28 protein-coding genes are annotated in these 26689 nt (G+C 66.1%); 18 read left to right on the top strand and 10 right to left on the bottom strand.

Annotated features, from left to right (window positions below):
* Positions 1–111: 111 nt before the first annotated feature.
* The gene (locus tag N2K98_RS14070) at positions 112–711 is read right to left on the bottom strand and encodes a hypothetical protein (RefSeq protein WP_255864947.1); all 600 of its coding nucleotides are present in this window, start codon (positions 709–711) and stop codon (positions 112–114) included.
* A 157-nt stretch (positions 712–868) separates the two neighbouring features.
* Between N2K98_RS14070 and paaA the strand changes: the two genes are divergently transcribed.
* From paaA to N2K98_RS14035, 7 genes are all read left to right on the top strand, one after another.
* Positions 869–1828: a 1,2-phenylacetyl-CoA epoxidase subunit PaaA gene (gene paaA / locus N2K98_RS14065; protein WP_255864948.1), complete on the top strand. Its 960-nt coding sequence runs from the start codon at positions 869–871 to the stop codon at positions 1826–1828.
* A gap of 272 nt (positions 1829–2100) precedes the next feature.
* Positions 2101–2358 (top strand): 1,2-phenylacetyl-CoA epoxidase subunit PaaB, encoded by a 258-nt coding sequence (paaB, locus tag N2K98_RS14060; protein ID WP_255865021.1) that lies wholly within the window; start codon positions 2101–2103, stop codon positions 2356–2358.
* On the top strand, positions 2355–3173 hold the full coding sequence (gene paaC, locus N2K98_RS14055; RefSeq protein WP_255864949.1) for a 1,2-phenylacetyl-CoA epoxidase subunit PaaC: 819 nt from the start codon (positions 2355–2357) through the stop codon (positions 3171–3173). Before paaB ends, paaC begins: the two co-directional genes overlap by 4 nt.
* A gap of 5 nt (positions 3174–3178) precedes the next feature.
* Positions 3179–3682 (top strand): 1,2-phenylacetyl-CoA epoxidase subunit PaaD, encoded by a 504-nt coding sequence (paaD, locus tag N2K98_RS14050; RefSeq protein WP_255864951.1) that lies wholly within the window; start codon positions 3179–3181, stop codon positions 3680–3682.
* 4 nt (positions 3683–3686) lie between these two features.
* The gene (gene paaE, locus N2K98_RS14045) at positions 3687–4820 is read left to right on the top strand and encodes a 1,2-phenylacetyl-CoA epoxidase subunit PaaE (protein ID WP_255864952.1); all 1134 of its coding nucleotides are present in this window, start codon (positions 3687–3689) and stop codon (positions 4818–4820) included.
* Positions 4821–4829: 9 nt separating this feature from the next.
* Positions 4830–5597, top strand: a complete 768-nt coding sequence (locus N2K98_RS14040; protein ID WP_255864953.1) for an enoyl-CoA hydratase/isomerase family protein — start codon at positions 4830–4832, stop codon at positions 5595–5597.
* A 120-nt stretch (positions 5598–5717) separates the two neighbouring features.
* On the top strand, positions 5718–5966 hold the full coding sequence (locus N2K98_RS14035) for a DUF6480 family protein (RefSeq protein WP_229950199.1): 249 nt from the start codon (positions 5718–5720) through the stop codon (positions 5964–5966).
* Between the two features lie 167 nt (positions 5967–6133).
* Here the strand turns inward: N2K98_RS14035 and N2K98_RS14030 are convergent, their stop codons facing one another.
* Positions 6134–6586, bottom strand: coding sequence for an Lrp/AsnC family transcriptional regulator (locus tag N2K98_RS14030; RefSeq protein ID WP_255796898.1), 453 nt, complete (start codon positions 6584–6586; stop codon positions 6134–6136).
* Between the two features lie 184 nt (positions 6587–6770).
* Here N2K98_RS14030 and pdhA point away from each other — a divergent pair, with 184 nt between their 5' ends.
* The 5 genes from pdhA (at position 6771) to N2K98_RS14005 (ending at position 13119) form a co-directional block, all read left to right on the top strand.
* Positions 6771–7988 (top strand): pyruvate dehydrogenase (acetyl-transferring) E1 component subunit alpha, encoded by a 1218-nt coding sequence (gene pdhA / locus N2K98_RS14025; protein ID WP_255864954.1) that lies wholly within the window; start codon positions 6771–6773, stop codon positions 7986–7988.
* Positions 7989–8014: 26 nt separating this feature from the next.
* The gene (locus N2K98_RS14020) at positions 8015–9154 is read left to right on the top strand and encodes an alpha-ketoacid dehydrogenase subunit beta (RefSeq protein WP_255864955.1); all 1140 of its coding nucleotides are present in this window, start codon (positions 8015–8017) and stop codon (positions 9152–9154) included.
* A complete protein-coding gene (locus N2K98_RS14015; protein ID WP_255864956.1) occupies positions 9151–10920 on the top strand; it encodes a dihydrolipoamide acetyltransferase family protein in 1770 nt (589 codons plus the stop codon). The genes N2K98_RS14020 and N2K98_RS14015 overlap by 4 nt, the downstream gene beginning before the upstream one ends.
* A 63-nt stretch (positions 10921–10983) precedes the next feature.
* Positions 10984–11844: an MBL fold metallo-hydrolase gene (locus N2K98_RS14010; protein ID WP_255864957.1), complete on the top strand. Its 861-nt coding sequence runs from the start codon at positions 10984–10986 to the stop codon at positions 11842–11844.
* Between the two features lie 42 nt (positions 11845–11886).
* A complete protein-coding gene (locus N2K98_RS14005) occupies positions 11887–13119 on the top strand; it encodes an MFS transporter (RefSeq protein WP_255864958.1) in 1233 nt (410 codons plus the stop codon).
* A 21-nt stretch (positions 13120–13140) separates the two neighbouring features.
* On the opposite strand, the gene N2K98_RS14000 is transcribed toward N2K98_RS14005, so the two are convergent.
* On the bottom strand, positions 13141–14049 hold the full coding sequence (locus N2K98_RS14000) for a phosphatase PAP2 family protein (RefSeq protein ID WP_255864959.1): 909 nt from the start codon (positions 14047–14049) through the stop codon (positions 13141–13143).
* 85 nt (positions 14050–14134) lie between these two features.
* Here N2K98_RS14000 and N2K98_RS13995 point away from each other — a divergent pair, with 85 nt between their 5' ends.
* The 3 genes from N2K98_RS13995 to N2K98_RS13985 are packed head-to-tail and all read left to right on the top strand — an operon-like array spanning position 14135 to position 17131.
* Positions 14135–15133: an o-succinylbenzoate synthase gene (locus N2K98_RS13995; RefSeq protein WP_255864960.1), complete on the top strand. Its 999-nt coding sequence runs from the start codon at positions 14135–14137 to the stop codon at positions 15131–15133.
* A gap of 51 nt (positions 15134–15184) precedes the next feature.
* Positions 15185–16891: a 2-succinyl-5-enolpyruvyl-6-hydroxy-3-cyclohexene-1-carboxylic-acid synthase gene (gene menD / locus N2K98_RS13990; protein ID WP_255864961.1), complete on the top strand. Its 1707-nt coding sequence runs from the start codon at positions 15185–15187 to the stop codon at positions 16889–16891.
* 45 nt (positions 16892–16936) lie between these two features.
* Positions 16937–17131, top strand: coding sequence for a helix-hairpin-helix domain-containing protein (locus N2K98_RS13985; RefSeq protein WP_255796906.1), 195 nt, complete (start codon positions 16937–16939; stop codon positions 17129–17131).
* Between the two features lie 291 nt (positions 17132–17422).
* Here the strand turns inward: N2K98_RS13985 and N2K98_RS13980 are convergent, their stop codons facing one another.
* The 5 genes from N2K98_RS13980 to N2K98_RS13960 all read right to left on the bottom strand — a co-directional run bounded on the left by N2K98_RS13980 (position 17423) and on the right by N2K98_RS13960 (position 22311).
* The gene (locus N2K98_RS13980) at positions 17423–18172 is read right to left on the bottom strand and encodes an amino acid ABC transporter ATP-binding protein (RefSeq protein ID WP_229950183.1); all 750 of its coding nucleotides are present in this window, start codon (positions 18170–18172) and stop codon (positions 17423–17425) included.
* 5 nt (positions 18173–18177) lie between these two features.
* Complete coding sequence (locus N2K98_RS13975) at positions 18178–18963, bottom strand: amino acid ABC transporter permease (protein ID WP_152271435.1); 786 nt, start codon at positions 18961–18963, stop codon at positions 18178–18180.
* A gap of 73 nt (positions 18964–19036) precedes the next feature.
* Positions 19037–19825: a basic amino acid ABC transporter substrate-binding protein gene (locus N2K98_RS13970; protein ID WP_255796907.1), complete on the bottom strand. Its 789-nt coding sequence runs from the start codon at positions 19823–19825 to the stop codon at positions 19037–19039.
* Positions 19826–19994: 169 nt separating this feature from the next.
* Positions 19995–20774, bottom strand: a complete 780-nt coding sequence (locus N2K98_RS13965) for a basic amino acid ABC transporter substrate-binding protein (protein ID WP_255864962.1) — start codon at positions 20772–20774, stop codon at positions 19995–19997.
* Positions 20775–20961: 187 nt separating this feature from the next.
* Entirely contained in the window at positions 20962–22311 is a 1350-nt protein-coding gene (locus tag N2K98_RS13960) for an isochorismate synthase (RefSeq protein WP_255864963.1), read from the bottom strand.
* A gap of 119 nt (positions 22312–22430) precedes the next feature.
* Between N2K98_RS13960 and N2K98_RS13955 the strand changes: the two genes are divergently transcribed.
* Genes N2K98_RS13955 through N2K98_RS13945 form a run of 3 tightly spaced genes read left to right on the top strand, consistent with a single transcriptional unit; the run spans position 22431 to position 25571 of the window.
* A complete protein-coding gene (locus N2K98_RS13955; protein ID WP_255796910.1) occupies positions 22431–23141 on the top strand; it encodes a demethylmenaquinone methyltransferase in 711 nt (236 codons plus the stop codon).
* The gene (locus N2K98_RS13950) at positions 23138–24466 is read left to right on the top strand and encodes a geranylgeranyl reductase family protein (protein WP_255864964.1); all 1329 of its coding nucleotides are present in this window, start codon (positions 23138–23140) and stop codon (positions 24464–24466) included. The genes N2K98_RS13955 and N2K98_RS13950 overlap by 4 nt, the downstream gene beginning before the upstream one ends.
* Positions 24467–24515: 49 nt before the next feature.
* On the top strand, positions 24516–25571 hold the full coding sequence (locus N2K98_RS13945; RefSeq protein ID WP_255796912.1) for a polyprenyl synthetase family protein: 1056 nt from the start codon (positions 24516–24518) through the stop codon (positions 25569–25571).
* A gap of 66 nt (positions 25572–25637) precedes the next feature.
* Here the strand turns inward: N2K98_RS13945 and N2K98_RS13940 are convergent, their stop codons facing one another.
* Together N2K98_RS13940 and N2K98_RS13935 are read right to left on the bottom strand one after the other, a co-directional pair.
* A complete protein-coding gene (locus N2K98_RS13940; RefSeq protein ID WP_255796913.1) occupies positions 25638–26126 on the bottom strand; it encodes an HIT family protein in 489 nt (162 codons plus the stop codon).
* A 7-nt stretch (positions 26127–26133) separates the two neighbouring features.
* Complete coding sequence (locus N2K98_RS13935; protein ID WP_229950166.1) at positions 26134–26562, bottom strand: hypothetical protein; 429 nt, start codon at positions 26560–26562, stop codon at positions 26134–26136.
* Positions 26563–26689 lie beyond the last annotated feature (127 nt).

Below are 26689 nucleotides of genomic sequence, written 5' to 3'. Positions count from 1 at the left end.
CGGCGGCGGCGTCGAAGGACCGCGCTGGCGTTATGCTCGCGGCTTAGCCGTGGGCGGGCTCCGGGGGCGGGCTCAGTGCGGGCTGCGTGCCGGCTCCGTGCCGGCTTCGGGCTAGTCCCCGAGCAGCAGCCAGGCGCAGAGTGCACCGGCGGCAAGGAAGAGGGCCCAGTTCACTACCACCACCAGCAAAGTGGAGGTGAAGGAGCGCGCTGCGGCTTGGTGCCGGGGAAGGAGCACCGGCTCGGGTGCCGGACCCTTGCGGAACTGGCCCCACAGGCTCGTGGCCAACAGGACACCGCCTCCGCACAGGGCCAGCGGCAGTGCCGGCAGCGAGAACAGGATCACCTGCGGCGCAAACAGGAGCAGCACGGTCTCCGCCAGGAGGCAGGCCGCCAGCATCAGGGCCGGCCGCCGCAGGGATGCCCAGGTGGGATTCACCGCGTAAAGCGGGCTGACCCCGGCCACCACCATGGCGGTAAGGGCCAGCAGCAACCCCGGAGCTGTGACGCTGACGGTCGCCTCGTCAGCGGTCACCGCTGCCGACACGGCAAAGAAACCCAGCAGGCCCAGAAGCGTGGGGACGATGACGACGGCGGCGGACGTCCGTTCTGCCGGCTCTGCGACGGTCTGCTCCGAAGAAGATCCGCTGCCACCCGAAGCTGCACCCGCACGGATGGGCCGGCGGCCGGCGTCGGGCCCTGGAATACCCATGACTTTCCTTTCCGCACCGCAACATCTACTCACCAGTTTTACATAGCCCTCCCCTTGACTGGCCCACCGCACCTCCATATCCTGAACGAACGGTCGGTAATTATTTAGCGCGCGGCTACTGGGGACCACTCGCCGGCGCAAGTGGAAGCGGAGAAACATGAGCGGGCAAGAGCACTTTGACGCACTCATTGCAGTGGACGCCCGGGTGGAGCCGCGGGATTGGATGCCCGACGGGTACCGAAAGACGCTGGTCCGGCAGATCTCCCAGCACGCACACTCGGAGATCATCGGGATGCAGCCCGAAGCAAATTGGATCACCCGTGCACCGTCCCTGAAGCGCAAAGCGATCCTGATGGCGAAGGTGCAGGACGAAGCAGGCCACGGCCTCTACCTGTACTCCGCCGCTGAAACCCTGGGCACACCGCGGGACCAAATGACCGCGGACCTCATTGCCGGCAAGGCTCGCTACTCGAGCATCTTCAACTACCCCACGCTGACGTGGGCGGATATGGGTGCCATCGGCTGGCTCGTGGACGGTGCCGCCATCTGCAACCAGGTCCCGCTCTGCCGCGCCTCCTACGGTCCATACGGGCGGGCCATGGTGCGGATCTGCAAAGAAGAGTCCTTCCACCAGCGGCAGGGCTTCGAGATCCTGCTGGAACTGGCCAACGGCACCCCCGCACAGCGGGAGATGGCCCAGGACGCAATCAACCGCTGGTACGCCCCCTCACTGATGATGTTCGGACCGCCGGACGAGGATTCACCGAATTCCCGCCAGTCCATGGCCTGGAACATCAAACGCTTCTCCAATGACGAACTGCGTTCCCGCTTTGTCGGCATGATCGTCGAGCAGGTGAAGGTCCTCGGCCTGACCCTTCCCGATGCGGATATCCGTTTCAATGAGGAGACCGGACGCTGGGAACACGGACCGCTCGACTGGGACGAGTTCTCCGAGGTCCTTGCGGGCCGCGGTCCGTGCAACTCGCAGCGTCTGGCCCGACGTCGGGAGGCCCACGAAGACGGCGCCTGGGTGCGTGAAGCCGCGGCTGCCTATGCCGCCCGGCAGGCCGGCCGCAGCAGCGCCGGTACTGTCTCCAGCGAAGCGGGGGCGGCATAGCCATGACGGGCGGATCAACAACCGGCGACGACGGCTCGACGCCGGTTGTCTCGGGCGCCGGCACGGCCGCAGTCCAGGACGCGGGATCGAAGCCGGCCACAGTCAACGACGCCGGCGCGGAGCCGGCGGGTCCGGCCACGGCGACTCCCGGAACGTCAACCCCCGCGGCGACCCCCGCGCCGACCCCCGCGCCGACCCCCGCGCCGGTCCCCGCGCCGGTCCCCGCGCCGACCCCCGCGCCGACCCCCGCGGCGGGCTGGCCGCTCTGGGAAGTGTTTGTCCGCTCCTCCCGCGGCCTGTCCCACGTGCATGCCGGTTCGCTTCATGCACCGGACGCGGACATGGCAGTGCGCAACGCCAGGGATCTGTACACCCGGCGCAACGAGGGTGTTTCGCTCTGGGTGGTGCCGGCGTCGGCCATCATTGCCAGCGATCCCGATGCCAAGGGGCAGTTCTTCGAATCCCCGCAGGGCAAGGATTACCGCCACGCCATCTACTACACCAAGTCGGAAGGGGTGAAGCACCTGTGAGTTCAGACAGCGCCACCCGGATTACTCCGGGCAACGCCCTGCGGCCGGAGGACATTGCCGCCGCCGGAACGCGTGCAGAACCGGATACCGCCGCCTATGCCCTGCGCCTGGGCGACGACGCGCTGGTGCTGGCCCAGCGGCTCGGCTGGTGGATATCGCGGGCACCGGAACTGGAAGAGGACGTGGCGCTGGGGAACATTGCCCTCGACCTGATCGGGCATGCCCGCTCCTTCCTCAGTTATGCCGGCAGTGCTGACGGCCGCACCGAGGATGATCTCGCGTACTGGCGGCAGGAAACCGAATTCCGCTCCGTGCACCTGGTGGAACAGCCCAACGGCGATTTTGCCCGGACCATTGCCCGGCAGCTGGTGGTGTCCTTCTACCAGTTCGAGCTGTACGGCGCGCTGCAGCATTCCACCGATCCCACCCTTTCGGCGATTGCGGCGAAAGCGGTCAAGGAAGTGGATTACCACCGGGACCACAGCGCCCAGTGGGTGCTCCGGCTGGGCCTGGGCACGGACGAATCCCGACGCCGGATGATCCGTGCGCTCGAACTGACCTGGCCGTACGTGGCCGAGCTGTTCGACGACGACGAGCTCGTGGTCTCGCTCGGAAGCCGGGCGGTTCTGCCCTCGTCCCTGAAGCCTGCCTTTGACGGCCACATTGCCGCCATACTCCGCCAGGCGGAACTGGATCTGCCCGTGATACAGCCCGCTCCCGGCGGCGGCCGGCGCGGACAGCACAGCGAACATCTGGGTTATCTGCTGGCAGAGATGCAGGTGCTGGCCCGCGAACATCCCGGTGCATCGTGGTGAGCCTGATGGAATCCTCCCTGCGCCCGGCGGACCCCGCCGCGGCAGCGGCCTGGGACGTCGCCGCCACGGTCTGCGACCCCGAAATCCCCGTACTCACCATCGAGGACCTGGGCGTGCTCCGGCGGGTGGAGGTCACCGACGCGCAGGTGCAGGTGGCCATCACCCCCACCTATTCCGGATGTCCTGCCATGGACGCCATCCGGCAGGACGTCACCGCAGCCCTGGGTGCTGCCGGCTATCCCAGGGTCCAGGTCTCCCTCGAGCTGGCTCCGGCATGGACCACCGACTGGATGAGCAGTGCAGGCAAAGCGAAGCTGGACGCCTACGGCATCGCGCCGCCGTCGGGCCGGGCCGCCGTCGGTCCCGTCCGGGTGGGCCTGAGCGTGAAATGCCCCCAGTGTTCGTCCCTGAATACCCGTGAGCTGACCCGGTTCGGATCCACCTCCTGCAAGGCGCTGTGGGTGTGCGGCGACTGCCGGGAACCGTTCGACTACTTCAAGGTGCTCTGAAACCATGACCGCCCTTCCCGAAGCGCCGCCCCGCCGCGGTGCCTTCCATCCACTGACCGTTGCCGCCGTACGCCGATTGACCGGCGACGCCGTTGAGGTCACCTTCGACGTACCGTCCGAGCTGGTGGAGGCCTACGCCTATCTGCCGGGACAGTACGTTGCCCTCCGCACTGTCCTGGATGGCACGGAACTGAGGCGCAGCTACTCCATCTGCGCCGAGCCGAAGCCCGGCGAACTGCGGGTGGCCGTCAAGCGGGACCTGGGCGGCCTGTTTTCCTCCTGGGTGAACGAGCATTTGAGGGCCGGTGACGTACTGGACGTTATGAGCCCGGCCGGCAGCTTCATCTCCCGGCACGCCCCGGGCCAACGCGGCCTGGAATCCGTGCACGGGCAGGTGTTTGCCGCCGTAGCCGCAGGGTCCGGCATCACCCCGGTCATCGCGATCGCCCGCACCGTGCTGGCTTCCTCCGACACCACGCGCTTTGACCTGGTCTACGCCAATAAGGCGGCCATGGACGTGATGTTCCTGGAGGAACTGGCGGACCTAAAGGACCGCTACCCGTCCCGGTTCGCCCTGCATCACGTCCTCTCCCGCGAACAGCGGATTTCGCCGCTGCTCAGCGGACGGCTCGACGCCGGGAAACTCACCACCCTGATCGACTCGGTGCTGCCGGCCGCAGCGGTGGATGAATGGTTCCTCTGCGGCCCGTTCGACCTGGTGCAGCTGTGCCGCGACGCGCTCGCCGAACGCGGCGTCGACCCGGCTAAGGTGCGTTTCGAACTCTTCACCACCGGACGTCCCGACCGGCCGGAAGGCTCCGCCGGTCGTCCGGTTCTCCCCGACAGTTCAGGGGAGAACTTCGAGATCACTTTCCGGCTGGACGGGCTGCAGGGCAAGGTGGCGAGCCCGGTGCACGCCCGCGAATCCGTGCTCAACGCCGCCCTTCGCGTCCGTCCGGATGTGCCCTTCGCCTGCGCCGGCGGCGTCTGCGGAACCTGCCGGGCGAAGCTGGTCTCCGGCACCGTGGACATGGAGGAGAACTATGCGCTCGAACCGGAGGAACTGGAGCGCGGCTACGTGCTGACCTGCCAGAGCCGCCCCACCAGCCCGGAAGTGACCGTTGACTACGACGCCTAGGAGCACCCGATGATCGACCTGACCATCTCCGACGGCGTGGCCGAAGTGGTCCTGAACGCCCCGCAGAAACTCAATGCCTTGGACGGTCCCGCCCTGGCGGAACTGGGACAGGCATACGACGACGCCGCTGCCGCCGGAGTGCGGGCACTGCTGCTGCGGGGAGAGGGCCGGAGCTTTTGTGCAGGGCGGGACCTTTCCACCGTCTCCCCGGAACACGACGACGCGCGCGGCTACCTCGTGGATGACCTGCTGCCGCTGCTGCAGAAGATGACCGCCTTTCCGGCGCCGACATTCGCTGCTGCCCAGGGTGCGTGTCTGGGAGTGGGGCTCGGATTGCTGGTGGCCACCGACGTCGTTTATGTGGCAACGGACGCGAAGGTCGGTTCGCCGTTCGCGAACCTGGGTGCGGCACTGGATTCGGGCGGGCACTGGCTGTTCACGGAACGGCTGGGGCCGCACCGCACCCTGGACCTGATCTACACGGCGGATCTGATGAGCGGTGCGGAGGCCGTAGCCGGCGGGCTGTTCAGCCGTGCCATGGACCCCGCCGAACTGCTGGACCGCACCCGTGCCACGGCAGTGCGCGTCGCGTCCGGACCCACCCAGGCCTTCACGGCGTCCCGGGAACTCGTGGCACAGATCAGGGACCGGCGGCTGGGTTTCTGGGAAGCGCTGGATGCCGAGAACACTGTGCAGGAAAAGCTCAGCCGAACTCCCGACTATGCGGAAGGGTTCAACGCCTTCCTGGCCAAGCGCAGGCCCGTTTTCCAGGGGTGACCGTCCGGGGCCGGCTTGTGATGCGGCGGACACCGGACTAGGTTGGAACTAACTCGTAAGCATGCTTACAACAGGTGCTTGCCGGCGCTAGAGAACCCTGAGACACCGAGGAGGCGGAACATGGCCGACAGCTATAACCCGAACAATGACCCGGCGAACCCGGATAAGCCCAAGGACGCGCAAAAGGGCTCGAATACGCAGGAGGGCACCGGCAACCACGCCCACAGCGAGGCAAAGGCCGGAAGCACCAATCCTGATCCGCTGGACGGCAACATCACCGGCCTCGAGCCCGGCGGCGGCGTTCCTCCGGGAGAGACCCCTCCGGCAGAGGACCAGATGAGCACCGACCAGGGCCACGACGAAAACTGACCTGCCGGACTGGACTGGGCTGAATGAATGCCTGGACCAAGGAAGCTGCCTGGATCGAATGAACCGTCCGGGCAGACATAAAAAGCAGACGTAAAAAGCAGGGCCTGCAGTTGCGGGCCCTGTTTTTTTGCTTCCGCTGCTGCGCTGTAACTTTCCCTGCTGCGCTGTCAGCGGGTGTCGCGTTCCTCGAACACCAGGAAGGTCTGCGTGTCGAGGACACCCGGCATGGACTGCAACTGGTCGAAGATGACCCTGCGCAGGTGGACGTTGTCCTCGGCGCGGACCAGCACAATCACGTCGAACGAGCCGCCCACCAGGGCGATGTGGTGGATCTCCGGCACCTCGCTGAGCCGGTCCTTCAATTCCCGCCAGGCGTGCTGGCGGACCTTCAGCGTTACATACGCCGAAGAGCCCAGACCGGCCTTCTCCGGATCCACCAGCGCCGTGAATCGGCTGAGGACTCCGGACTCCGTGAGTCGGGCAATCCGCGAGTAGGCGTGTGCCCGGGAGATATGGACTTCCTGCGCGACGGCGGTAAACGATGCCCTGCCGTCGGACCGCAGGACGGCCAGGATCTTCCGGTCAATGTCATCCAGCGGCTGCACCTGCGTTGTAGTCATAATGTCCACGCTCTCCCCAAGTAATCTGCGTCACATTTGCAAGGTGTCCATCAGATTACTCCCGCAGAGCGCTGGCGTCCAAGATTTCGGGGAATGCTGGTAACGATTCAACGGCCGAAAGCATACTGGCAAGACAGAAGTTCCGTGTGCAAAGATGCCGCGGTGCTGCGGACGGAGGCTCGCGATGACCATCTCTACCGGCAGGACCCGGCAGGCTTCCTTTGGCGCCGAAAGCGGTTCCGGGAGCACGGATGCCCTGTTGCCCTCGGACGTCCCCGTCCAACTGCTGGATGCCGGCGGCGCAGCCCGTCAGGATTCCCGGTACGCGATGCCCGCCGATGACATGCTGCTGGATGCCTATGCCCGTCTGGTGGCGGGCCGGCGGATCAATGACCAGGCCAACGCCCTGGTGCGTCAGGGGCGGCTGGCCGTCTACCCTTCCTCGCACGGGCAGGAAGCCTGCCAGGTAGCCGCCGCTGCCGTGCTCCAAACGCAGGACTGGCTGTTTCCCACGTACCGGGACAGTGTTGCCGTGATGTCCCGCGGAGTGGACCCGCTGCAGGTGCTGACCCTGCTGCGCGGAGACTGGCACAGCGGCTATGACCCGTACGAGCACCGGGTGGCCCCGCAGGCCACACCGCTGGCCACCCAGCTGCTGCACGCCGTCGGCGTCGCGCACGCCGCGAAGCTCAAGGGGGAGGACACCGTGGTGCTTGCCCTGTGCGGCGACGGTGCCACCAGCGAGGGCGACTTCCACGAAGCGCTCAACTTTGCCGCCGTGTTCCACGTACCCGTGGTGTTCTTCATCCAGAACAACGAATACGCCATCTCGGTACCGCTGAAAAACCAGTCCGTGGCGCCGTCGCTGGCGCACAAAGCCATCGGATACGGCATGCCGGGGGAGCGGGTGGACGGGAACGACGTCGCCGCCCTCCTCTCCGTCCTGGGTGCGGCAGTGCTGCGGGCACGCGAAGGCGGCGGACCGGCACTTGTGGAAGCGCATACCTACCGCATGCAGGCCCACACCAACGCGGACGACGCCACCCGGTACCGTTCGGCGGAAGAAGTGCAGGACTGGTTGCCCCGGGACCCGCTGGCCAGGACCCGTTCCTACCTGCGCGGCCGCGGGCTGCTCGATGACGCCCGTGAGGATGAACTGGCAGCGGCTGCCGAAGCGCTCGCGGCAGCCATGCGCGAGGGCCTGAATGCCGACGTCGAACCGGACCCGCTGGCGCTGTTTGAACACGTCTATACCCGGCGCACTCCGCAGCTGGCGGAGCAGTCCGAGTTGCTGCGCGGCGAACTGCAACGGGACGAGGAAGAACGCGATGCGCTTGTCCGCAACGCAGCCGGAGATCCGGACGGCACCGGGAACCCCGCAGATCCCGGCGCTTCGCGGTGACACCTCCTGACCCGAAAGGCAGCACCATGGCAGCAACTCCAACGGACACTCCGCCCCAGGCACGGGAGATCGCCGATGCAGGGAGCGAATCCGGACCGGAAACCCTGACCTTCGCCAAGGCGCTCAACGCCGCGCTCGCCGACGAAATGGCCGCCGACCCGACGGTCGTGGTCTTCGGCGAGGATGTGGGCCCGCTCGGCGGGGTCTTCCGGATCACCGACGGGCTGACTGCGCGGTTCGGAACCGACCGCTGCTTCGACACTCCGCTGGCCGAATCCGGGATCATGGGAATGGCCGTGGGCATGGCGATGAACGGTCTGCGTCCGGTAGTGGAGATGCAGTTCGACGCCTTCGCCTACCCAGCGTTCGAGCAGGTGGTCAGCCACGTGGCGAAGATGTCCAACCGGACCAAGGGAAAGGTGAAACTTCCGCTGGTGATCCGCATTCCGTATGCGGGCGGGATCGGCGGGGTGGAACACCACAGCGATTCCTCCGAGGCCTATTACGCGCACACGCCCGGCCTGACCGTCGTCGCGCCGGCAACCGTAGCCGATGCCTACACGCTGCTGCGCGACGCGATCCGGCTAAAAGATCCGGTGGTTTTCCTGGAACCGAAGAAGCTCTACTGGAGCAAGGAAACAGTGGACCTGGCTGTCCTGCGCCGAGCCGCCGATGAAGCACTGCGCACAGGCCGGCAGGTTCCGGGCGGTATCGGGACAGCAGCTGTGGCGCGCACCGGAACGGACGCAACGCTGGTGGCTTACGGGCCGTCAGTGTCGACGGCGCTGGCTGCAGCGGCAGCCGCCGAAGCCGAGGGTCGGTCCCTGGAGGTCATCGACCTGCGCTCGATTGTTCCGTACGACGACGCCGCGGTCGACGCGTCCGTCCGGCGCACCGGACGGGCAGTGGTCATTTCCGAAGCACCGGGATTTGCCTCGGTGGCGTCGGAAATCGTGGCCCGCATCCAGGAACGCTGCTTCCATTCCCTCGCCGCACCGGTGCTGCGGGTGACCGGCTTCGATGTGCCGTATCCGGCCCCGAAGCTGGAACACTGGTTCCTGCCCGGCGTGGACCGCATCCTGGACGCCGTGGATGAGCTGCAGTGGGAGGAGCCTCCCGGTTCCGGCGCGGGTGCCGGAACTTCTGCTTCGGAGGATCCCCGATGAGTGTGCGCACCTTTCTGCTCCCGGATCTGGGTGAGGGCCTGACCGAGGCTGAACTCGTCAGCTGGCTCGTGGCCGTGGGGGACACGGTTGTGGTGGACCAGCCTGTTGCCGAAGTGGAAACGGCAAAGTCCCTGGTGGAAGTTCCGTCCCCCTTTGCGGGCCGCGTGGCACAGCTGCATGGCCGGGCCGGCGAGAGCGTCGATGTCGGGCATCCGTTGATCTCGGTGGAGACCGCTGCTGTGGCCACGGTTGGGGCCGGCCCGGCCGCCGGAATGACAGCTGCGGGAACCGGGGAAACGATGGCACCCGCGGCGGCCGTGGGACCGGCGGAAGCGGCCGAAGCAGTAGCGGCTGCGGAAAGCGCCGGTGAGACCGCAGCGGGGGAGGCCACGGCGGGGGAGGCCTACCGGGAGGAAGAGAAGGCAGGGTCCGGAAACGTACTCATCGGCTACGGAACCCCGGCCGGCGGGCAGTCCCCGCGGCGCACCCGTGGGCCTCGGCGGCGGATGGGCGCGGCTGCTGGGGCGGGTACCGCCCAAGCTGCCGCCCAGGCTGCCGCCCAGGCTGCCGCCCAGGCTGCCGCCCAGGCTGCCGGCCAAGCTGCTGCCCAAGCTGCCGGCCAGGTTGCCGGCCAGGTTGCCGGCCAGGTTGCCGGCCAAGCTGCCGGCCATGCCCAGGCTGCTGCCCAGGTTGCCGACCCCTCCGCTCGGACGGAAGCTCCGCGCTGTGTATCCCCTCTGGTCCGGCGCCTGGCCCGTGATGCCGGTTTGAAGCTGGCGGACGTGGCCGGCAGCGGCCCCGACGGGTTGATCCTGCGCCGCGATGTCGAAGCCGCCATGGCTCCCGCTGCGGCGGAGCACGCGGCCGCGGCTCCCGCTGCGGCGGAGCACGCGGCCGCGGCTCCCGCCGGGGTGGAGGAAGTCACCGCCGAAGAAACGGCGGCCCGATGGAATGCCCGCGGAACCGGGGCATCCGACGCCGCATCAGATGCGAGGACAGGGCTCACCGTCACCTCGCGCACACCGGTTCGCGGCCTTCGGCGCACCATCGCCGCAAACCTGAGCCGCAGCCGCAGCCTGATCCCCGAGGCAACCGTGTGGGTGGACGTGGATGCCACGGCCCTGATGGATCTGCGCGCGGACCTTTCCCGGCAGCGGGAGGACACACCGTCGCTGCTGGCTTTCCTGGCCCGTTTCACGTTGGCCGGACTTACCCGGTTCCCGGAACTAAACACCCGGTTTGTGCCTGCAGGGGAGGGGATCGGCACGGGATCGAGGGACAAGGCACGGGATGACACGGGCAAGGGGAAGGAAGAACAACAGGCCGTGATTGATGCCTACGACGGCGTGAACCTGGGCATCGCAGTGCAGGCTGAGCGCGGGTTGATGGTTCCCTCGGTTCGGCGGGCGGACACCCTGTCCACTCGGGAACTGGACGCGGAGATCCGGCGTCTCACCTCTGCCGCCCAGGCCGGCCGCGCAACCCCCGCCGAACTTTCCTCGGGCACGTTCACGCTCAACAACTACGGTGTCTACGGGGTGGACGGCAGCGCTGCCATCATCAACTACCCCGAGTCGGCCATCCTCGGCGTGGGACGCATCATTGAAAAACCGTGGGTGGTTTCCGGACGGCTCGCGGTCCGGATGGTCACCCAGTTGACCCTGGTGTTCGACCACCGCGTCTGCGACGGCGCGACCGCCGGCGGCTTCCTGCTCTACGTTGCCGACGCCGTCGAAAATCCGGGCCGCGTGCTGGCGGACCTGTAATACGTGCCGCAGACAACCACCCGCGATAGGTTGGAAACCGAGCCGGCGAAAAGGAAAGCTGACATGACAGAAACACCGCAGCAGCACGTCCCCACCCAGCGTGGCTGGCAGGAGGTCGCGCCCCGGGTCTGGGTGCGCGCCAATGCTGCCTTTGCCGTCAACACCGGGCTGGTGATCGGGGACGATCGGGCACTGCTGATCGATACCGGAGCAGGCCCCGGGATGGCGCAGGAGATCTACGACGCCGCCCGGACGCTGACTGACCTGCCGCTCACGGCAGTGAACACGCATGCCCACTTCGACCACTACTTCGGCAACGCCCTGATGCTCGCCAACGGCGTGGAGGATATCTGGGGTACCGCCGGATGCGCCGCCAGCATCCGTGAAAACGGCAACAGCCACCGCCCGCAGGCCGCCGACGCCGAACCCGAAATGGCTGCAGCCATGGGCGAAAACACGGAAATTGCCGAACCCACGAAGCTGGTGGAGGACGCACCGGTGGACCTGGACCTGGGCGGCATCTCCGTGACCCTGTTCCATCTCGGACGAGGCCATACGGACCATGACCTGCTGGTGGGAGCCGGGGACGTGCTCTTCACCGGCGATCTCGTCGAACAGGGCGCTGATCCGGCCTTCGAGGACTCCTTCCCCAAGGACTGGATCCGCACGCTGGGGAAAATCTCGGCACTCGAGGACCTGTACACGGTCTTCGTTCCCGGGCACGGAAAGCCCGTCACCGTGGATTTCGTGACCACTCAAATGAACAAGATGCGCACCGCCGTCGCCGTCACCCGCAGCGCCATGGACCAGGCATCGGTGGACATGACGAAGGCAATTCCCATCCTGCCGTACGGGCCGGACCAGTCCCGGGCGCTGCTCACCCGCCTGCGGACCCTTGCCCGGTGGAAGTGGCTCAAGCACTAATCACCGACCGGACCGGAACCGGTTTGGGGATAGTCTGGGGCCGTGCCAGCGGACGATTTCAGCCTTCGTAAAATAGCTATCCCGGCCTACGGGCCCACCCTGCTTTACGGGCTGGCGACCGGAGCCATCCTGCCGGTCATCGCGCTCAGCGCCCGCGGCCTGGGTGCCACCGTTGCCCTCGCCGCGCTGGTCATCACCCTTACCGGCGTCGGTTCACTCCTGACGAATGTGCCTGCCACCATTGTGACCACGCGTTTCGGGGAGAAATGGGCGCTTGTGGCTGCCTCGGCCTGGTGCGCGCTGGCGATGGTCCTTGCCGCTCTTGTCCCTGTGCTGGCGGTTTTCGCCCTGGCCGTCTTTATGGTCGGGATGGCGGGCTCGGTCTTCGGGCTGGCCCGGCAGAGCTATCTGACGGAAGCCGTACCGGTGCACTTCCGGGCACGGGCCCTGTCCACGCTCGGCGGGGTGAACCGGATCGGCGTCTTCATCGGCCCCTTCGCAGCTGCCGGCGCAATCCACTTCTTCGGCACCACCGGGGCGTACTGGGTGGGTGCCGCAGCCGCCGTCGGTGCCGGGATCATCAGCCTCCAGGTGCCGGATCTTACTGTCCGTTCCGGGAAGCGCGGAGCGGGGCGGGAGTCCAAGGTCGACGCCGGCCCTGCGCCCACCGTGCGGTCCATCCTGCGAAGCCATGCACGGATCTTCCGGACCATCGGCATCGGGGTGCTGCTGATCGCCGCTGTCCGTGCGACGCGGCAGGCAGTTATTCCGCTCTGGGGCCAGCACATCGGCCTGGACCCCACCGCCACGGCGCTGATCTATGGGCTCTCCGGTGCCATCGACATGCTGATCTTCTATCCCGCGGGTAAGGCCATGGACACCTGGGGACGGCGTTCGGTGGCGGTGCCCTGCATGCTGATCATGGGGCTGGGCCTCGGGCTGCTGCCGCTGGCTTCCGAGGCAACCGGACTGCTGCTGGCTGCACTGCTGATCGGGTTCGGCAACGGCATTGGCTCCGGAATCGTCATGACTCTCGGTGCGGACTTCTCGCCCTCGCCCGGACGCCCGCAGTTCCTGGGCATCTGGCGGCTGCTGGCGGACATCGGGACCATGGGCGGCCCCGGCATCCTTTCCGGAGTGACTGCCCTCGTGTCGCTCTCGGCAGGAATCGGGGCCACTGCCGTCCTGGGACTGCTGGGCGCCGTCGTGCTCTGGATCTGGGTTCCGGGGCGGAAGGCCGCAGGCAATCCGGTTACAGCCGGAGCGGCCCGCTAGCCTCTAACGCCCTGCTGCCCGTTACCGGCGTGCGGGGTCTCCGGCCTGCTGGTTGAACAGCCAGCAGGCGAGGGCGCTGACAAGGTAGCCGACGCCCACTATCAGGGTCAGTCCCGCCCAGAAGTACAGCGGCGCGGACGTGCTCACCGCGGTGGGGTCCCAGCGGGCATAGAAGTACAGTCCCAGGCTGGCAGCCGTGGCGAGCACGCCCGGCACAGCGCAGATGACGGCAATCGCTTTCGCCGCTCCTTTCGCCGTTCCCTTGGCCGGCCAGCGGTTCCAGTCCGGGTTGGTCCGCATCATCACCAGGCCGCCGACCAGTGTCCAGGCGGCCACCACCAGGAGCGAGGCCACGACGTCGGCCGGCCGGTGCCAGAGGTTGAGGAAGGTGGCGGCGCCCGCGAGCACGGCGTAACTGCCGCCGAAGAGTGCAGCCAAGGGCCGCCAGCGCGGCGAGGCGAGCAGGAAGACCGCCGCGGCTGCAGAGGCGGCCAGCGTGGTGTGGCCGGACGGCAGCGAGTTGAAATCCAGGGTCACCACCCCGCGGTCCGGCCGGTCCAGCACGGTCCGTTTCAACAGCTGGCTGCTGACATTTGCTGCTCCGAAAGTGCCGAGGGCAATCACCGCCGGTGAAATCCGGTGCCGCAGGATGGATACAAACACCACCACGATCACGGCGATGAAGACGGAGATCAGCGGCAGCTCGTCCAGGAACGCGATCACCGGCCGTTCAGTGGCCGGTGCAATCAGCTCCGCTTCCTGGAAAGCGGACTCATCGGCGAGCTGGCCGGTGGTGGTGCGGACGAAGAACCAATACGTTGCGGCAACGCCGGCAGCGCAGAGGAGGGCTGCGAAAAGAAAGAGCGCCGGATTATGCGCAGCCGGTCGTTCGGCACGGGCGCGCTGTGCCAGCAAGTTGCGAGTATCCATTGCATCCAGATTGCCACATCATGCTGGTCCTTACCTGTTCGACCCGAAGCGGGCAGCCGGTGAGGGTCAAGCGTAGGCTGGCAGGGTGCCGAACACCCCTGACCTGTCTGCCCTCCTCGCCGGAGCCCGCGTGGTTTCCATCCCCATGCGGGTGAAGTTCCGCGGCATCCTGCACCGCGAAGCCCTGCTGATCGAGGGGCCGGCCGGTTGGGGCGAGTTTGCCCCGTTCCCGGAATATTCCGACGCAGAGGCCTCACCTTGGCTCGCCTCCGCCGTGGAAGCGGCCTGGCAGGGCTATCCCGAAGCGGTGCGGAAGTCCATCCCGGTGAACGGCACGGTCCCCGCCGTGGCGGTGGATCAGGTGGAGGGCGTGCTCGCCCGGTTCGGAAACGTCCCTGCCGTGAAGGTCAAAGTGGCCGAAGCCGGCCAGTCTCCGCTTCAGGACCTGGCCCGGGTGGCCGAGGTACGCCGTCTGCTGCCCGACGCCGGTATCCGGGTGGATGCCAACGCGGGCTGGGACGTGCGCACCGCCGTCGACACGCTGACCCTGCTGGCCGAGGCCGGGCTCGAATATGCCGAACAGCCCGTGGCGGGTATCGACGGCCTGCGCGCCGTCCGGACCGAGCTGCGCCGGCGCGGGGTTCCCGTACTGATCGCCGCTGATGAAAGTGTGCGAAAGGAAAGCGATCCGCTGAAGGTCGCCCGGGAAGACGCTGCGGACCTGATCGTCATCAAGGCGGCCCCGTTGGGCGGGGTGCGCCGCGCCGTGGAGATCGTGGCGCAGGCCGGACTGCCGGCCGTGGTGAGCTCCGCCATCGACACCTCCGTGGGGATCCGTACCGGAGTGGCACTGGCCGCGGCGCTGCCCGAACTGCCCTACGCCTGCGGGCTGGGTACGTTGTCGCTGATGGCCGGGGACGTGACGGAAGAATCGCTGGTGCCCGACGGCGGTGCCCTGGCCGTGCGGGACGTGCCGGTGTCCGAGGAACTGCTCGAACGGTTTGCCGCACCGCCGGAGCGCCGTCAGTGGTGGCTGGACCGGCTGGAGCGGGTGCATGGGCTGCTGGCTGTGCCGCGCCATTAGGCTCCGGACGCCGTAGACACCTGCCCCGGCAGCTAACCCTAGGATGGAAGGGTGACCGGATCCTCGAACGCCCCCGCCCAGTCTTCCGCGGACCTGACGTCCCTGCAGGCAGCCCGCTCCGCCGTCGCAGCCCTGGCCTCCGCCGGAGTGCGCGACGTCGTTCTGGCCCCGGGATCGCGCAGCGCACCGCTCGCCTACGCGTTGGCGGAAGCGGAACTGCAGGGCCGGATGCGGGTGCACGTCCGGATCGACGAACGGGTTGCCGGCTTCACCGCGCTGGGCCTGGCGCGCGGCGGCCGCCGTCCCGCAGCCGTCGTGACGACGTCGGGCACCGCCGTCGGCGAATTAATGCCGGCCGTGATGGAAGCCCACCATGCCGGTGTCCCGCTGGTGGTCCTCTCCGCGGACAGGCCGGCCGAGCTGCACGGCACGGGCGCCAACCAGACCACCGTGCAGCCGGGAATCTTTGCCCACTACCCGGTGACGGCTGCAGACGTGGCGGCCGGCACCGATCCCGCTGAAGCCATTTCCGCAGCTCTGGCCCGACTCGGCCACGGAATTCCAGTTGGACCGGTGCACGTGAACCTCCAGTTCCGGGATCCGCTGACCCCCGGCGAAACCGACCCCTTGTTCCTCGAATCCGGCTCCGTCCCGGAGGCTTTGCCCGCCTCCTCCGCAGTTCCGGCAGAGGACCGCGTCCCGGCCTCCCATCCACCGATTCCCGGCGTTCACCGCACAGTGGTGGTAGCGGGCGACGGCGCCGGGGAGCTCGCTGCGCTCTTCGCCCTGCGTGCGGGGCTGCCGCTGCTGGCCGAACCGTCCTCCAACGCCCGCTTCGGTCCCAACGCAGTGGGTGCGTACCGGCTGCTGCTGCCGGAACTGGGTCCACTGATCGAACGCGTGGTGGTGTTCGGCCGGCCCACGCTGTCCCGTCCGGTGGCCGCGCTGCTGGCCCGTACCGACGTCGAAAAGGCGCTTTACCTGCCCCGGCCGGTGAACTGGTTTACCCAGGGGCGGCGTCCGGAAACCATCATCAGCGACATTCCCGGACTCTTCGAGTTCGCCGGAACCGGTGCGCCCGGCTGGCTTGAGCAGTGGCGGACTGCCTCGGAAGCGGCACTGAACACGCTGAACAACCTGCTGGAACAGCAGCCTCGCCTCACTGGCCTGCACGTCGCCGATCTGGTGTGGGACGCCGCAGACGCCAACCTGGTGCTCGGTTCCTCCAACGTCATCCGGGACATGGACCTGGTGGCCTCTCCGGGCTGGCATCCGCTGGATGTCTACGCCAACCGGGGTCTGGCGGGGATCGACGGGACCATTTCCACCGCTACGGGCATTGCGCTGGCGAACGGCATTCCCACCCGGCTGCTGCTGGGTGACCTCACGTTCCTGCACGACGCCGGTGCTCTTCTCCTGGGAGACGGGGAGGACGAGCCCGACCTGCAGATGATCGTGCTGAACGACGGCGGCGGAGGCATTTTCTCTGTCCTCGAACACGGTGCACTAGGGGAGGACCCGCGATACACGGCCTTGGTGGAACGCTTCTTCGGGACACCGCACCGTGCCGACCTGGCCGGGCTGTGCCGAGGCTACGGTGTCCGGCACCAAGTGGCCAGCTCTGCCGATGAACTTGAAGCGGCGCTGGCCGAACCGGTTCACGGACGGTCGGTGCTGGAAGTACACACGGCCAGGGAAACGCTGCGGGACCTGCACCAGCAGGTGCAGTCGGCAGTGGCGGCAGCGGTGCGGGGCTAGTAGGTTCACCTTTACGCCCGCCCGGGTGAAGCGTAGCGTCGCCGCATGGCTACGCCGCTCGATGCCTTACCGAAGATCGGGGCGCCGGCTACCAGTGCCCTGACCGAGGCAGGCTATGACTCACTTCGGAAGCTGGCCGGTGTCCCGCAGGCGGAACTCGCTTCGTTGCACGGCATGGGTCCGAAAGCGCTGCGGCTCATAGCGCAGGCGCTGGAAGAACATGGACTCGCGCTGGGCTGAATGAAGCGCCGGACCGGTTGCACCTTAGAGGTGCAGGCCGCGCCGGCGGGTGTGCTGCTTCCGTCTTGGCCACCGGGCCCGGGATAACCCGGCGGCTCCGACCGCCGCTGGAGCGTGCGGACATCGCCTGGTCCGGCCGGCGGCGGCTGTCCCGTCGGTCGAGGGCCTTCATTGACCTGGTCCGGTCCCGTGCAGCCGATCTAGCGCCGGAGCCCGTATAGGAGCGGTGATTCCACGAAAACAGCCCTTCCGGACAAAGCCGGAAGGGCTGTTTTTGCTGGGAAGAACCTTTTAGAGAACCTTCGAGAGGAACGCCCGGGTGCGTTCGTGCTGCGGGTTGCCCAGGACGTCCTCGGGACGTCCCTGCTCCACTACGACACCGCCGTCCATGAAGACAACGCGGTCGCCTACTTCACGGGCAAAGCCCATCTCGTGGGTCACCACCATCATGGTCATGCCTTCCTCGGCAAGCTGGCGCATGACGGCGAGCACGTCGCCCACGAGTTCCGGGTCCAGCGCGCTGGTGGGCTCGTCGAACAGCATCATGTCCGGATCCATGGACAGTGCACGGGCAATGGCCACACGCTGCTGCTGGCCGCCGGAGAGCTGGGCGGGGAATGCCGTGGCACGGTCCTCCAGGCCCACCTTGGCGAGGTTCTTCAGGGCTACCTTGGAGGCTTCCTCCTGGCCGCGCTTCTTCGCCCGGCGCTGCGCCAGGGTCAGGTTGCGCAGCACGTTCAGGTGCGGGAAGAGGTTGAACTGCTGGAAGACCATGCCGATCCGGGTGCGTACCTTGTCCAGGTCCGTGTCGGGATGGGTAATGTCAACGCCCTCCACCAGGACGGTGCCGCTGGTGGGCTCCTCCAGGCGGTTGACGCAGCGCAGCAGGGTGGACTTGCCGGAACCGGACGGACCGATCACGCAGACCACTTCGCCCTGGTCTACATGGAAGTCGATGCCCTTCAGCACCTCGTTGCTTCCGAAGGACTTGTGGAGGTTGCGGACCTCGATGGCAGGGGCGTTGGTGTTGGGAACGCTCATGGCTGCTACCTGCCTCTCTGGTTGTGTCGTTCAAGCTTTGCCACCAACTGGGTCAGCGGCAGCGTAATGATCAGGTACATCAGGGCGGCGAGCACCAGCGGTGTGGCGTTCGCTGTCTGCGAGACGGAGTCGCGTGCGAAGGTGGTCAGCTCGCGGTCCTGCAGGGCCATGCCGGCAATGAAGAGCAGCGAGGTGTCTTTGATCAGGATGACCAGTTCGTTGGTCAGCGGCGGCGTGATGATCCGGAAAGCCTGGGGCAGGGTCACGGAAATCATGGTCCAGGCCGGACCCATGCCCAGCGACCGGGCAGCCTCGGCCTGGCCGGAGGGAACGGCCTGGATTCCGGCACGGATGGTCTCAGCAATGTAGGCACCGGAGACAATGATCAGGGCCAGGAGTCCTGCGCCTGCGCTGCCTCCCGGCGGGCGCCAGTCAAAAGCGATCGGCACGGCGAAAGCGAAACCGAAGATCACCAGCAGTGCAGGGAGTCCGCGGAAAAGTTCGATGTAGGCCGTGGCGGCCCAGCGGTACGGCGCTACCGGGGAAAGCTTCATCAGCGCCAGCAGCAGGCCCAGGAGGAGCCCGCCGGCGAAAGCGATGACGGTATAGATAATCGTGTTCTTGACCGCCACCGTGATGATGGTGGGGAAGGCCTCACGGGCCACCTCGGCGTCGAAGAAGTTCTCGCCGATGGCTTCCCAATCGGCAGCCAGCACTACGGCTACCAGCGCGATGACGAAAACGGCGTACAGGACGCCCCGGAACAGGCGTCTGCGGGTGGAGGGTTTCAAAGTGGGGAGCCTTCCAAGGAAGAAAAGGGGTTGTCCCGGGCACCCGGCCCGGGACAACGCAGTGGTCTAGGCGTTATTCGGTGAAGTACTTGTCGTAAATCTCCTGGTATTTGCCGTTGTCCCGCAGCTCAGCGAGCTGCTCATTAACGGCGGAGATGAGCTCGGTGTTGTCCTTCTTCATGGCGAAGCCGTAGGACTCATCCGTCTCATACTCTTCGGCGATGGTGAATTCACCATCCTCCGTGTGTCCAATGTTCACCGGCAGGTCCTGGAGCACAGCATCGACGTTACCGGACTGGATGGCAGGGAAAAGTTCGGCATCGCTCGGGAAAGCCACGATTTCCGCTCCGGCAGCATTCTCGCGGGCGTAGGACTCACCGGTGGTGTTTCCCTGGACACCGAGCTTCTTGCCCTCCAGGTCCTCGATGCTCTTGATGTCCGAGTCGACGGGGACCAGCAGTGACTGCAGCGAGTCATAGTACGGATCGGCGAAGCCCATGGCCTCTTCACGTTCCGGGGTGATGGTGATTGCGCTGGCCTCAAGGTCGCACTGTCCCGCCGCGAGCACGGTGCCGCTGGCAATTCCCTCGAACCCGGCGTCCTGGACTGCGAGTTCAAGATCAAGACCGGTCGCGATCTCCTTGACCAGGTCCATGTCGAAACCTGTGTATTCGCCGTTCTCTTCGTACTCGAACGGAACGTAGGGAATGTCCGAGCAGACCGTCAGCGTGCCTTCGGATACCAGGTTGTATCCGTTGGCAGCGTCGTCGGAGGCTCCGGCGTCGTCACCACCGCAGGCGGTCAGCGAAAGGGCGCCGATGGCCAGAAAGGTGAAGGCGGCGGTGCGGGCTTTGTACGGCATTGGTTTACAACCTTACGTCGGACGGTATGAGCGGTCTCACCCGTAGCTGGGTATTGGGATGCAGTCTAGAGCGTACGTAGTCCATATTTCGGTAACGTGTCCGCCACTGTCGGCAGCAAAACAGAAGCCCCGTGGCGTGCCGTACTGCGGCACCCGATTCCCTGTGCGGCTACTTCGTGAAGAACCGGTCATGGAGCTCCTGGTACTTCCCATTCTCCCGCAGATCAGCAAGCTGTTCATTTACCTTCGAAACCAGCTCCTCGCTGCCTTCCTTCTTCATGGCGAGGCCGTAGGATTCACCCGTCTCGAAGCTGGCTGAAATCCGGAACTTGCCGTCCTCGGTGTGGTCCTGGTTCACCGCGTGGTCCTGGAGGACCGCATCAATGTTTCCGGCCTGCAGTCCCTGGAACAGCTCCGCGTCGGTCTGGAAGGACATAATCTCTGCGTCGGCCGCGTTTTCCCGTGCATAGCTCTCACCGGTGGTGCCCTGCTGGACCCCTACCTTCTTGCCCTTGAGGTCTGCCAGGGAGGCAACTGAGGAGTCGGCAGGAACCAGGAGGGTCTGCGGCGAGTCATAGTACGGGTCCGAAAAAGCCAGTTTTTCGGCCCGCTCATCCGTGATGGACATGGCCGCGGCAATCACATCGCACTGGCGGGCAGCCAGTACGGTTCCGCTCTGCAGGCCGTCGAATCCAACGTTCTGCACCTCATGCTCGAGACCCATGCCTTTGGCAATTTCACGGGTGAGCTCGATATCGAAGCCGGTGAACTCGCCGTCCACCACGTATTCAAACGGTTTGAAAGGAACGTTGGAGCACACAGTGAGTGTGCCCTCGTTGACGGTCGTGAAACCGGACTCCGCGGAGTCGTCTCCGCCGCCGCAGGCGGTCAGGGACAACGCTCCGACAGCAAGGAGGGCAGCAAGAGTGGTGCGGGCTTTGTGCGGCATTGCGATTCAGAACCTTTGGTCGGCAGGAACAGAAGAGGCCGCAGGCGGAAACCAAACCGTCTCCAGAGCGGCATAGGGCGGAAGCGGCCATGACGGCGCGATCCGAGTTTCTATTCTACCCACTGTAAATTTATGCAAAAAACCAATCGCCTATGCAGTTGGTCTCCGACGGAGGTGCCGTGAGGCTTCAGGATCCCGAAGATGAGGATGCGAAATCGGGGTTACGCACCGGAACGGCGCGGGGCCGGTCCAGGCCGAGGGCCTCAAGCATTGGACGGAACTTGCTCCAGGTTTCCTCTAGTTCCGCCGCAGGATTGGAGCCGGCCACAATTCCACAGCCTGCATAAAGCCGTACTTTCGTGGGGCTTTCGATCACGGCGCCGCGCAGGGCGATACCCCATTCACCGTTTCCGGCAGCGTCCATCCAGCCGACCGGTCCGGAGTAGGGGCCGCGGTCCATGTGCTCAAGCTCACTAATAAGTTCGCCGGCAACGCTGGTGGGGAAGCCGCAGACAGCGGCGGTGGGATGCAGTGCTTCCACCAGGGTCAGGGGCGTGGGGATCAGTCCGCTCTCATCCGGCGCGAGCTCGGCGGTGACGTCTGAGGCCAGATGCCAGACATTGGGCAGTTCAAGGACAAACGGCTCCGTGTGGGAAGTCATCGAAGAGGTGAAAGGTTCAAGGGACCGGGTGAGGGAATCGATGGCAATCTGATGCTCGTGCTGCTGCTTGGCGGAACCGGCCAGCACCCGCTTGGCGTAGTGGGGATCGTCGGCAGGAGCAGTGGCGCGGTCCAGTGTTCCCGCCAGTACGCGCGCCTCGGCGGTACCGTTTTCGACCTTGATCAGCATCTCAGGGGTGGACCCGATCAATCCGTCCACGGAGTATGTCCAGCAGTCACGGTAACGCACGGCCAGTTCGCGCAGCACCTGTGACGCCACGAGGGGGTTGCCCAACTCCACGGCAATATCGCGGGCCAGGACAATCTTGCTCAAATCGCCGGCTGCTACATGGGCAACCGACCGTGCCACGGCGTTTTTCCACTCTGACTCACTCAGCATGCCCGGCAGGACCCGGTCTGCCGGATCGCTTTCCCGGTAGACCGGAAGGTCCTCCAGGTAGCGGGCCAGTGCGGCCTTCGCGGTCTCCTCGTTGAGTTCCGCGTCGGGATCCGTGGTTGTGTACGTCACCCAGCCGGCGCCGTCGCGCAGCCCAACGATGATTTCCGGAACCACCAGACGGGATTCAAAGGGGGAGCGCTTGGAGAAGGCGAAGGAACCAAAGGCGACGATGCCGGTGCCGGGAGCGGAAAGAGGGTCCTCGACGTCGGCGTCCGCAAGGAGGGACCGCCACCATTCCTGTGCCCGGGCGAAGCGCTCGGGGCCGCTGGAGGTGAAGCGGGCCGCTTCCCCAAAGCCCACCAGCCCCTCCTGGCGCCGGATCCAGCACAGTTGCTCGTCAAGAACCAAATACTCCAGAAGGCCGATGGCGGCGGAAAGCTCACCTACAGGCACGGTCACAGAACGCAGGGTGGTCATAGTGGTTCCACACTACTCCGCCGCCGGTACACGCCCGATATCGGGGCCGCCGGCTGAGAGGAACCAGACAACCCGACGGCCGGTTCGGCGGCCCTCCCATTGTTTGAGACAATGACAGAGTGAACCGCGCATCGTTGGAAAAACGCCCGGATGAAGTTGCTGCCATGTTTGATGACGTGGCACCTAAATACGACGTCGTAAACGACGTGCTGTCCCTCGGACAGACACGCCGCTGGCGGCGCATTGTGGTGGACGCCGTCGGCGCCGTGCCCGGACAGCGGGTCCTGGACCTCGCCGCCGGCACCGGCACCTCGAGCGAGCCCTACGCAGACGCCGGCATCGACGTCGTTGCCTGCGACTTCTCCCTCGGCATGCTCAAGGTAGGCAAGCGCCGCCGCCCCGATATCGACTTCGTCGCCGGCGATGCGACTAACCTGCCGTTCGAGGACAACTCCTTCGACGCCTCCACCATTTCCTTCGGCCTGCGCAACGTCAACGAGCCGAAAAAGGCGCTGGCGGAAATGCTCCGGGTGACCAAGCCCGGCGGCCGCCTTGTCATTGCGGAATTCTCTTCGCCGGTGGTTCCGGTGTGGCGCACCATGTACACCGAATACCTGATGCGTGCACTTCCTTCGATTGCCCGCAAGGTCGCCTCCAATCCGGATGCGTACGTCTACCTCGCCGAGTCCATCCGGGCGTGGCCGAACCAGGACGGCCTGGCAGCGTGGATTGCCGAAACCGGCTGGCAGGACGTTGCCTACCGCAACCTCACCGGCGGCATTGTGGCTGTGCACCGCGCCGTCAAGCCCGGAGGGCATCCGGACAAGTGAAGGTCCTTATCGTCGGTGCCGGCCCCGCCGGTTCCACAGCCGCGTACTACCTCGCCTCTGCAGGGGTGGATGTAACAGTTCTCGAAAAGACCGCATTCCCACGGGAAAAGGTCTGCGGCGACGGCCTGACCCCCCGCGCCGTGCGCGAAATCCAGTTCCTGGGCCTGCCGCACGAAGAAGCCGAAGGGTGGCGCCGGAATAAGGGGCTACGCCTGATTGCCGGCGGTAGAACGCTGGAACTGCCATGGCCAGCGCTGTCGGATTTCCCCGATTACGGCCTGATCCGGACCCGTCTCGGTTTCGACGAGGCACTTGCCTGCCACGCGCAGGCTGCCGGAGCGAAGATCCTTGAGCGGCACACAGTGGTCTCTGCCATCCGCGGCGACGACGGACGTGTGGAAGGCGCAGTCGCCAACGTTCTGGATGAAAACGGGAGGCGCACCGGCGAACGGCGGGAGTTCTTCGCCGACGTCGTCCTGGCTGCCGACGGGAACTCAAGCCGCACCGCCCTGAGCGTGGGCATCGAAAAACGCGACGACCGTCCCATGGGCGTAGCCGTACGTACCTACTTCGAAAGCCCGCGCACCAATGACGACTGGATGGAAGGCTGGCTGGAGCTTCCGGATGCCTCCGGCAATCCGCTGCCCGGCTACGGCTGGGTCTTCGGAGTGGGAGACGGAACGTCCAATGTTGGCCTCGGCATCCTGAACTCCTCCAAGGAATTCGGCAAGCTGGATTACCGCAAGGTCCTGCGCGACTGGACCGCCGGCATGCCCGCAGAGTGGGGCTTCACGCCGGAAAACCAGGTGGGCGAGATCCGCGGGGCAGCCCTGCCCATGGGCTTCAACCGCACCCCGCACTACTCGCCGGGGCTGCTGCTGCTCGGCGATGCCGGCGGCATGGTCAGCCCGTTCAACGGCGAAGGTATTTCCTACGCCATGGAATCGGCGCGGTTTGCGGCCGAACACATCATCGAGGGCTCCGGGGCCGCACTTGCACCGGGCCTGCTCACATCGCAGGCCGCGTTCGACGTCGAACTGCGCGCCTATGCCGACCACGTGCGGGAAGAATGGGGCAGCCACTTCACGCTCGGCCGCATCTTCGCTGCCATGATCGGCCGCCCCGCAGTCATGAAACTGGCGCTGCGCACAGGAATGCCGATTCCCGTGCTTATGCGTTTCGTGGTGCGTATGCTCGCTAACCTGACGGACAGCAGTTCCAAGGGCATAGAGGATAGAGTGATTGCCTTACTGGAAATGCTGGTCCCGCCGGCAAGCAACCAAGGAACGCCGATAACTCCCCGGCAGCCTGCGCAGCACCCGTGACTTCTATGCCTGTTGTCCACCCGTTCCGACAAATAGTGAGTCTTGAACAGTGACTGAATCCACCAACACCAGCCCGGAAACCGTGCCAGGCACTTCCGCACTGCCGCCGGGCTTCGCCCTGCTGGCTGAGGACCCGAGGCTTGGCCCGTCCATGGCCGCATCCCTGGAGCAGGTGGAACTGCGGCTGCGCGAAGCGGTAGCCAACTCCGATCCCTTCGCCGATGTCACCTCCCGGCACCTTGTGGAGGCCGGCGGCAAGCGGATCCGTCCGCTCCTGACCCTCCTGGCTTCCCATCTCGGTGCCGAAGATGCGCCGGAAAAGGTTATCCAGTCGGCCGTGGTCGTCGAGCTGACGCACCTTGCCACGCTCTATCACGACGACGTGATGGACGAGGCGCCGTACCGCCGCGGAGCCCCGACAGCACATGAACTCTGGGGCAACTCGGTGGCCGTGCTCACCGGCGACCTCATCTTTGCGCGGGCTTCCAGCCTGGTCTCCGCCCTGGGTGGCCCTGCGCTGGCTATCCAGGCACACACATTCGAGCGGTTGTGCCTGGGTCAGCTGCACGAAACGGTTGGCCCTGCCGAAGGCCAGGATCCGCTCGAACACTACCTGTCCGTGATCGCGGACAAGACCGGTTCACTGATTGCCGCCTCCGGCCAGTTCGGTGCCTTGTTCTCCGGCGCGGGCCAGGAAACCATCGACATCATGGTCGAATACGGCGAGAAGGTAGGCATCGCCTTCCAGTTGGCCGACGACGTCATTGACGTCACCGGCAAGCAGGCGAAGTCCGGGAAGACGCCGGGCACTGACCTGCGCGAAGGCGTTCCCACCTTGCCCGTGCTGCTGCTTCGGCGTGCCGCGGCCGACGGGGATGCCGAAGCCGCAGCCGTGCTCGAACTGGTGGAAAGGGACCTGAGCTCCGACGAGGCGCTGGCCGAAGCCGTGGCTGCCCTGCGCAGCAGCCCGGTCACGGATCAGTCCTGGGAAGTTGCACGCAGCTGGTCCGAAGACGCCGTAGCTGCCCTCGCACCGCTGCCTGAGTCCGTAGTGAAGGAAGCCCTGGCCGCTTTTGCGCGCGCCGTGGTCAACCGCGAGGTGTAACTTCCGCTGCCGGGACTGCATGTCACGGGATTCCTCGGCCGCCGCAGTTTCCTGCTGGAACTGCGGCTATAGGACCGCGCGCAGCTCGGCGGCCTTGCGGGCACGCACAGCGGGCGGCACGATGGGCCGCTTGGGCGTGAAGTAGAGCCCGTCGTCCGTCCAGCGAGGGAGCACATGCTGGTGGTAGTGCCACACGTGCTGGCTCCCGGCGGGCTCGTTGTGCTGCCTTGTGGTGACGCCGTCGGGATGCCAGGCCTTCTTGATGGCCACCGCCATATCCCGGGTCACGAGCATGATCCGCGCCGCGACGTCGTCGGGCAGCTCATAGAGCAGTTCGTAGTGCTGGCGCGGCGTGACGAGGACGTGGCCGGGCTCAGGATCAAACCCGTGTGAAGCTATGAACGCCAGCACCAGCTCGTCGGAGTAAATCAGGTCTCCGGGCTCGCACAGGTTTCCGGGATTCCGGAACTCGCCCGAGGCCATGTCGCAGAACGGACACTGGTACCCGTCAGGTGCGTGGCTTTTCCAAGTTGTTTCGGGAAAAACGTCCTTCATAGACGGCTCAGTCCTCGTCTTCATCCTCTTCAAAGACCCACTCGAACATGTCCAGGACATACTCGCTAAGGGTGCCCTCTTCGCTCTGCCAGTCACCGCGCGCGTTATTGCGGCGCCACACGATGGGATCGGGAACGTCCAGCTGGTCCGCACGGATGCCCCAGACGAACTTCTCGTCCTCATCTTCGAGGAACAGCAGGTAGCCGTCTTCGATCTCCAGCTCGTCCGGATCCCAGAAGAAGTGGAAGGCCTCCATCAGGTCTTCGCATCCGCCGAGGGCGAGGTAGAACTCACGCAGTACCAGCGGGATGTTGAAATCGTGGGCGGCAAGCATCGAGTCGAGCTCCCGTTCGGGGATGCCGTCCTCTTCCCGCCAGTTGTCCTCAAGGTACTTGGGGACCAAGGCGCGGAATCGATCCAGGAAAATTTCACTCATGTGGTCTCCAAGCGTGCGTTGAGTGGATGTATTCCAATCCTAGCCGGGACACGGAGTGGGTCCGGACGCGGGGGAGCCTTTGCGGAGCCCGAAGTCCGGAGTCCGGTGCCCGGTATCTGGACGTGAG

Origin of the sequence: Arthrobacter jinronghuae, from assembly GCF_025244825.1 — a bacterium.
Taxonomy (GTDB): Bacteria; Actinomycetota; Actinomycetes; order Actinomycetales; family Micrococcaceae; genus Arthrobacter_B; species Arthrobacter_B jinronghuae.
The sequence above is the reverse complement of the archived record's forward strand: the minus strand, read 5'-3'. Positions and strand labels throughout refer to the sequence as shown.

Excerpts from the sequence above, each read along its gene's own strand:
- N2K98_RS14020 (WP_255864955.1), top strand. The coding sequence starts at position 8,015 with ATGGCAGCAACTCCAACGGACACTCCGCCCCAGGCACGGGAGATCGCC.
- N2K98_RS13960 (WP_255864963.1), bottom strand. The coding sequence starts at position 22,311 with ATGACCACCCTGCGTTCTGTGACCGTGCCTGTAGGTGAGCTTTCCGCC.
- N2K98_RS14015 (WP_255864956.1), top strand. The coding sequence starts at position 9,151 with ATGAGTGTGCGCACCTTTCTGCTCCCGGATCTGGGTGAGGGCCTGACC.
- paaD (WP_255864951.1), top strand. The coding sequence starts at position 3,179 with ATGGAATCCTCCCTGCGCCCGGCGGACCCCGCCGCGGCAGCGGCCTGG.
- N2K98_RS13970 (WP_255796907.1), bottom strand. The coding sequence starts at position 19,825 with ATGCCGTACAAAGCCCGCACCGCCGCCTTCACCTTTCTGGCCATCGGC.
- N2K98_RS13935 (WP_229950166.1), bottom strand. The coding sequence starts at position 26,562 with ATGAGTGAAATTTTCCTGGATCGATTCCGCGCCTTGGTCCCCAAGTAC.
- N2K98_RS13980 (WP_229950183.1), bottom strand. The coding sequence starts at position 18,172 with ATGAGCGTTCCCAACACCAACGCCCCTGCCATCGAGGTCCGCAACCTC.
- N2K98_RS14035 (WP_229950199.1), top strand. The coding sequence starts at position 5,718 with ATGGCCGACAGCTATAACCCGAACAATGACCCGGCGAACCCGGATAAG.
- N2K98_RS14000 (WP_255864959.1), bottom strand. The coding sequence starts at position 14,049 with ATGGATACTCGCAACTTGCTGGCACAGCGCGCCCGTGCCGAACGACCG.
- paaA (WP_255864948.1), top strand. The coding sequence starts at position 869 with ATGAGCGGGCAAGAGCACTTTGACGCACTCATTGCAGTGGACGCCCGG.
- N2K98_RS13940 (WP_255796913.1), bottom strand. The coding sequence starts at position 26,126 with ATGAAGGACGTTTTTCCCGAAACAACTTGGAAAAGCCACGCACCTGAC.
- N2K98_RS14030 (WP_255796898.1), bottom strand. The coding sequence starts at position 6,586 with ATGACTACAACGCAGGTGCAGCCGCTGGATGACATTGACCGGAAGATC.
- N2K98_RS13965 (WP_255864962.1), bottom strand. The coding sequence starts at position 20,774 with ATGCCGCACAAAGCCCGCACCACTCTTGCTGCCCTCCTTGCTGTCGGA.
- pdhA (WP_255864954.1), top strand. The coding sequence starts at position 6,771 with ATGACCATCTCTACCGGCAGGACCCGGCAGGCTTCCTTTGGCGCCGAA.
- N2K98_RS14070 (WP_255864947.1), bottom strand. The coding sequence starts at position 711 with ATGGGTATTCCAGGGCCCGACGCCGGCCGCCGGCCCATCCGTGCGGGT.
- N2K98_RS14010 (WP_255864957.1), top strand. The coding sequence starts at position 10,984 with ATGACAGAAACACCGCAGCAGCACGTCCCCACCCAGCGTGGCTGGCAG.
- paaE (WP_255864952.1), top strand. The coding sequence starts at position 3,687 with ATGACCGCCCTTCCCGAAGCGCCGCCCCGCCGCGGTGCCTTCCATCCA.
- N2K98_RS13985 (WP_255796906.1), top strand. The coding sequence starts at position 16,937 with ATGGCTACGCCGCTCGATGCCTTACCGAAGATCGGGGCGCCGGCTACC.
- N2K98_RS14040 (WP_255864953.1), top strand. The coding sequence starts at position 4,830 with ATGATCGACCTGACCATCTCCGACGGCGTGGCCGAAGTGGTCCTGAAC.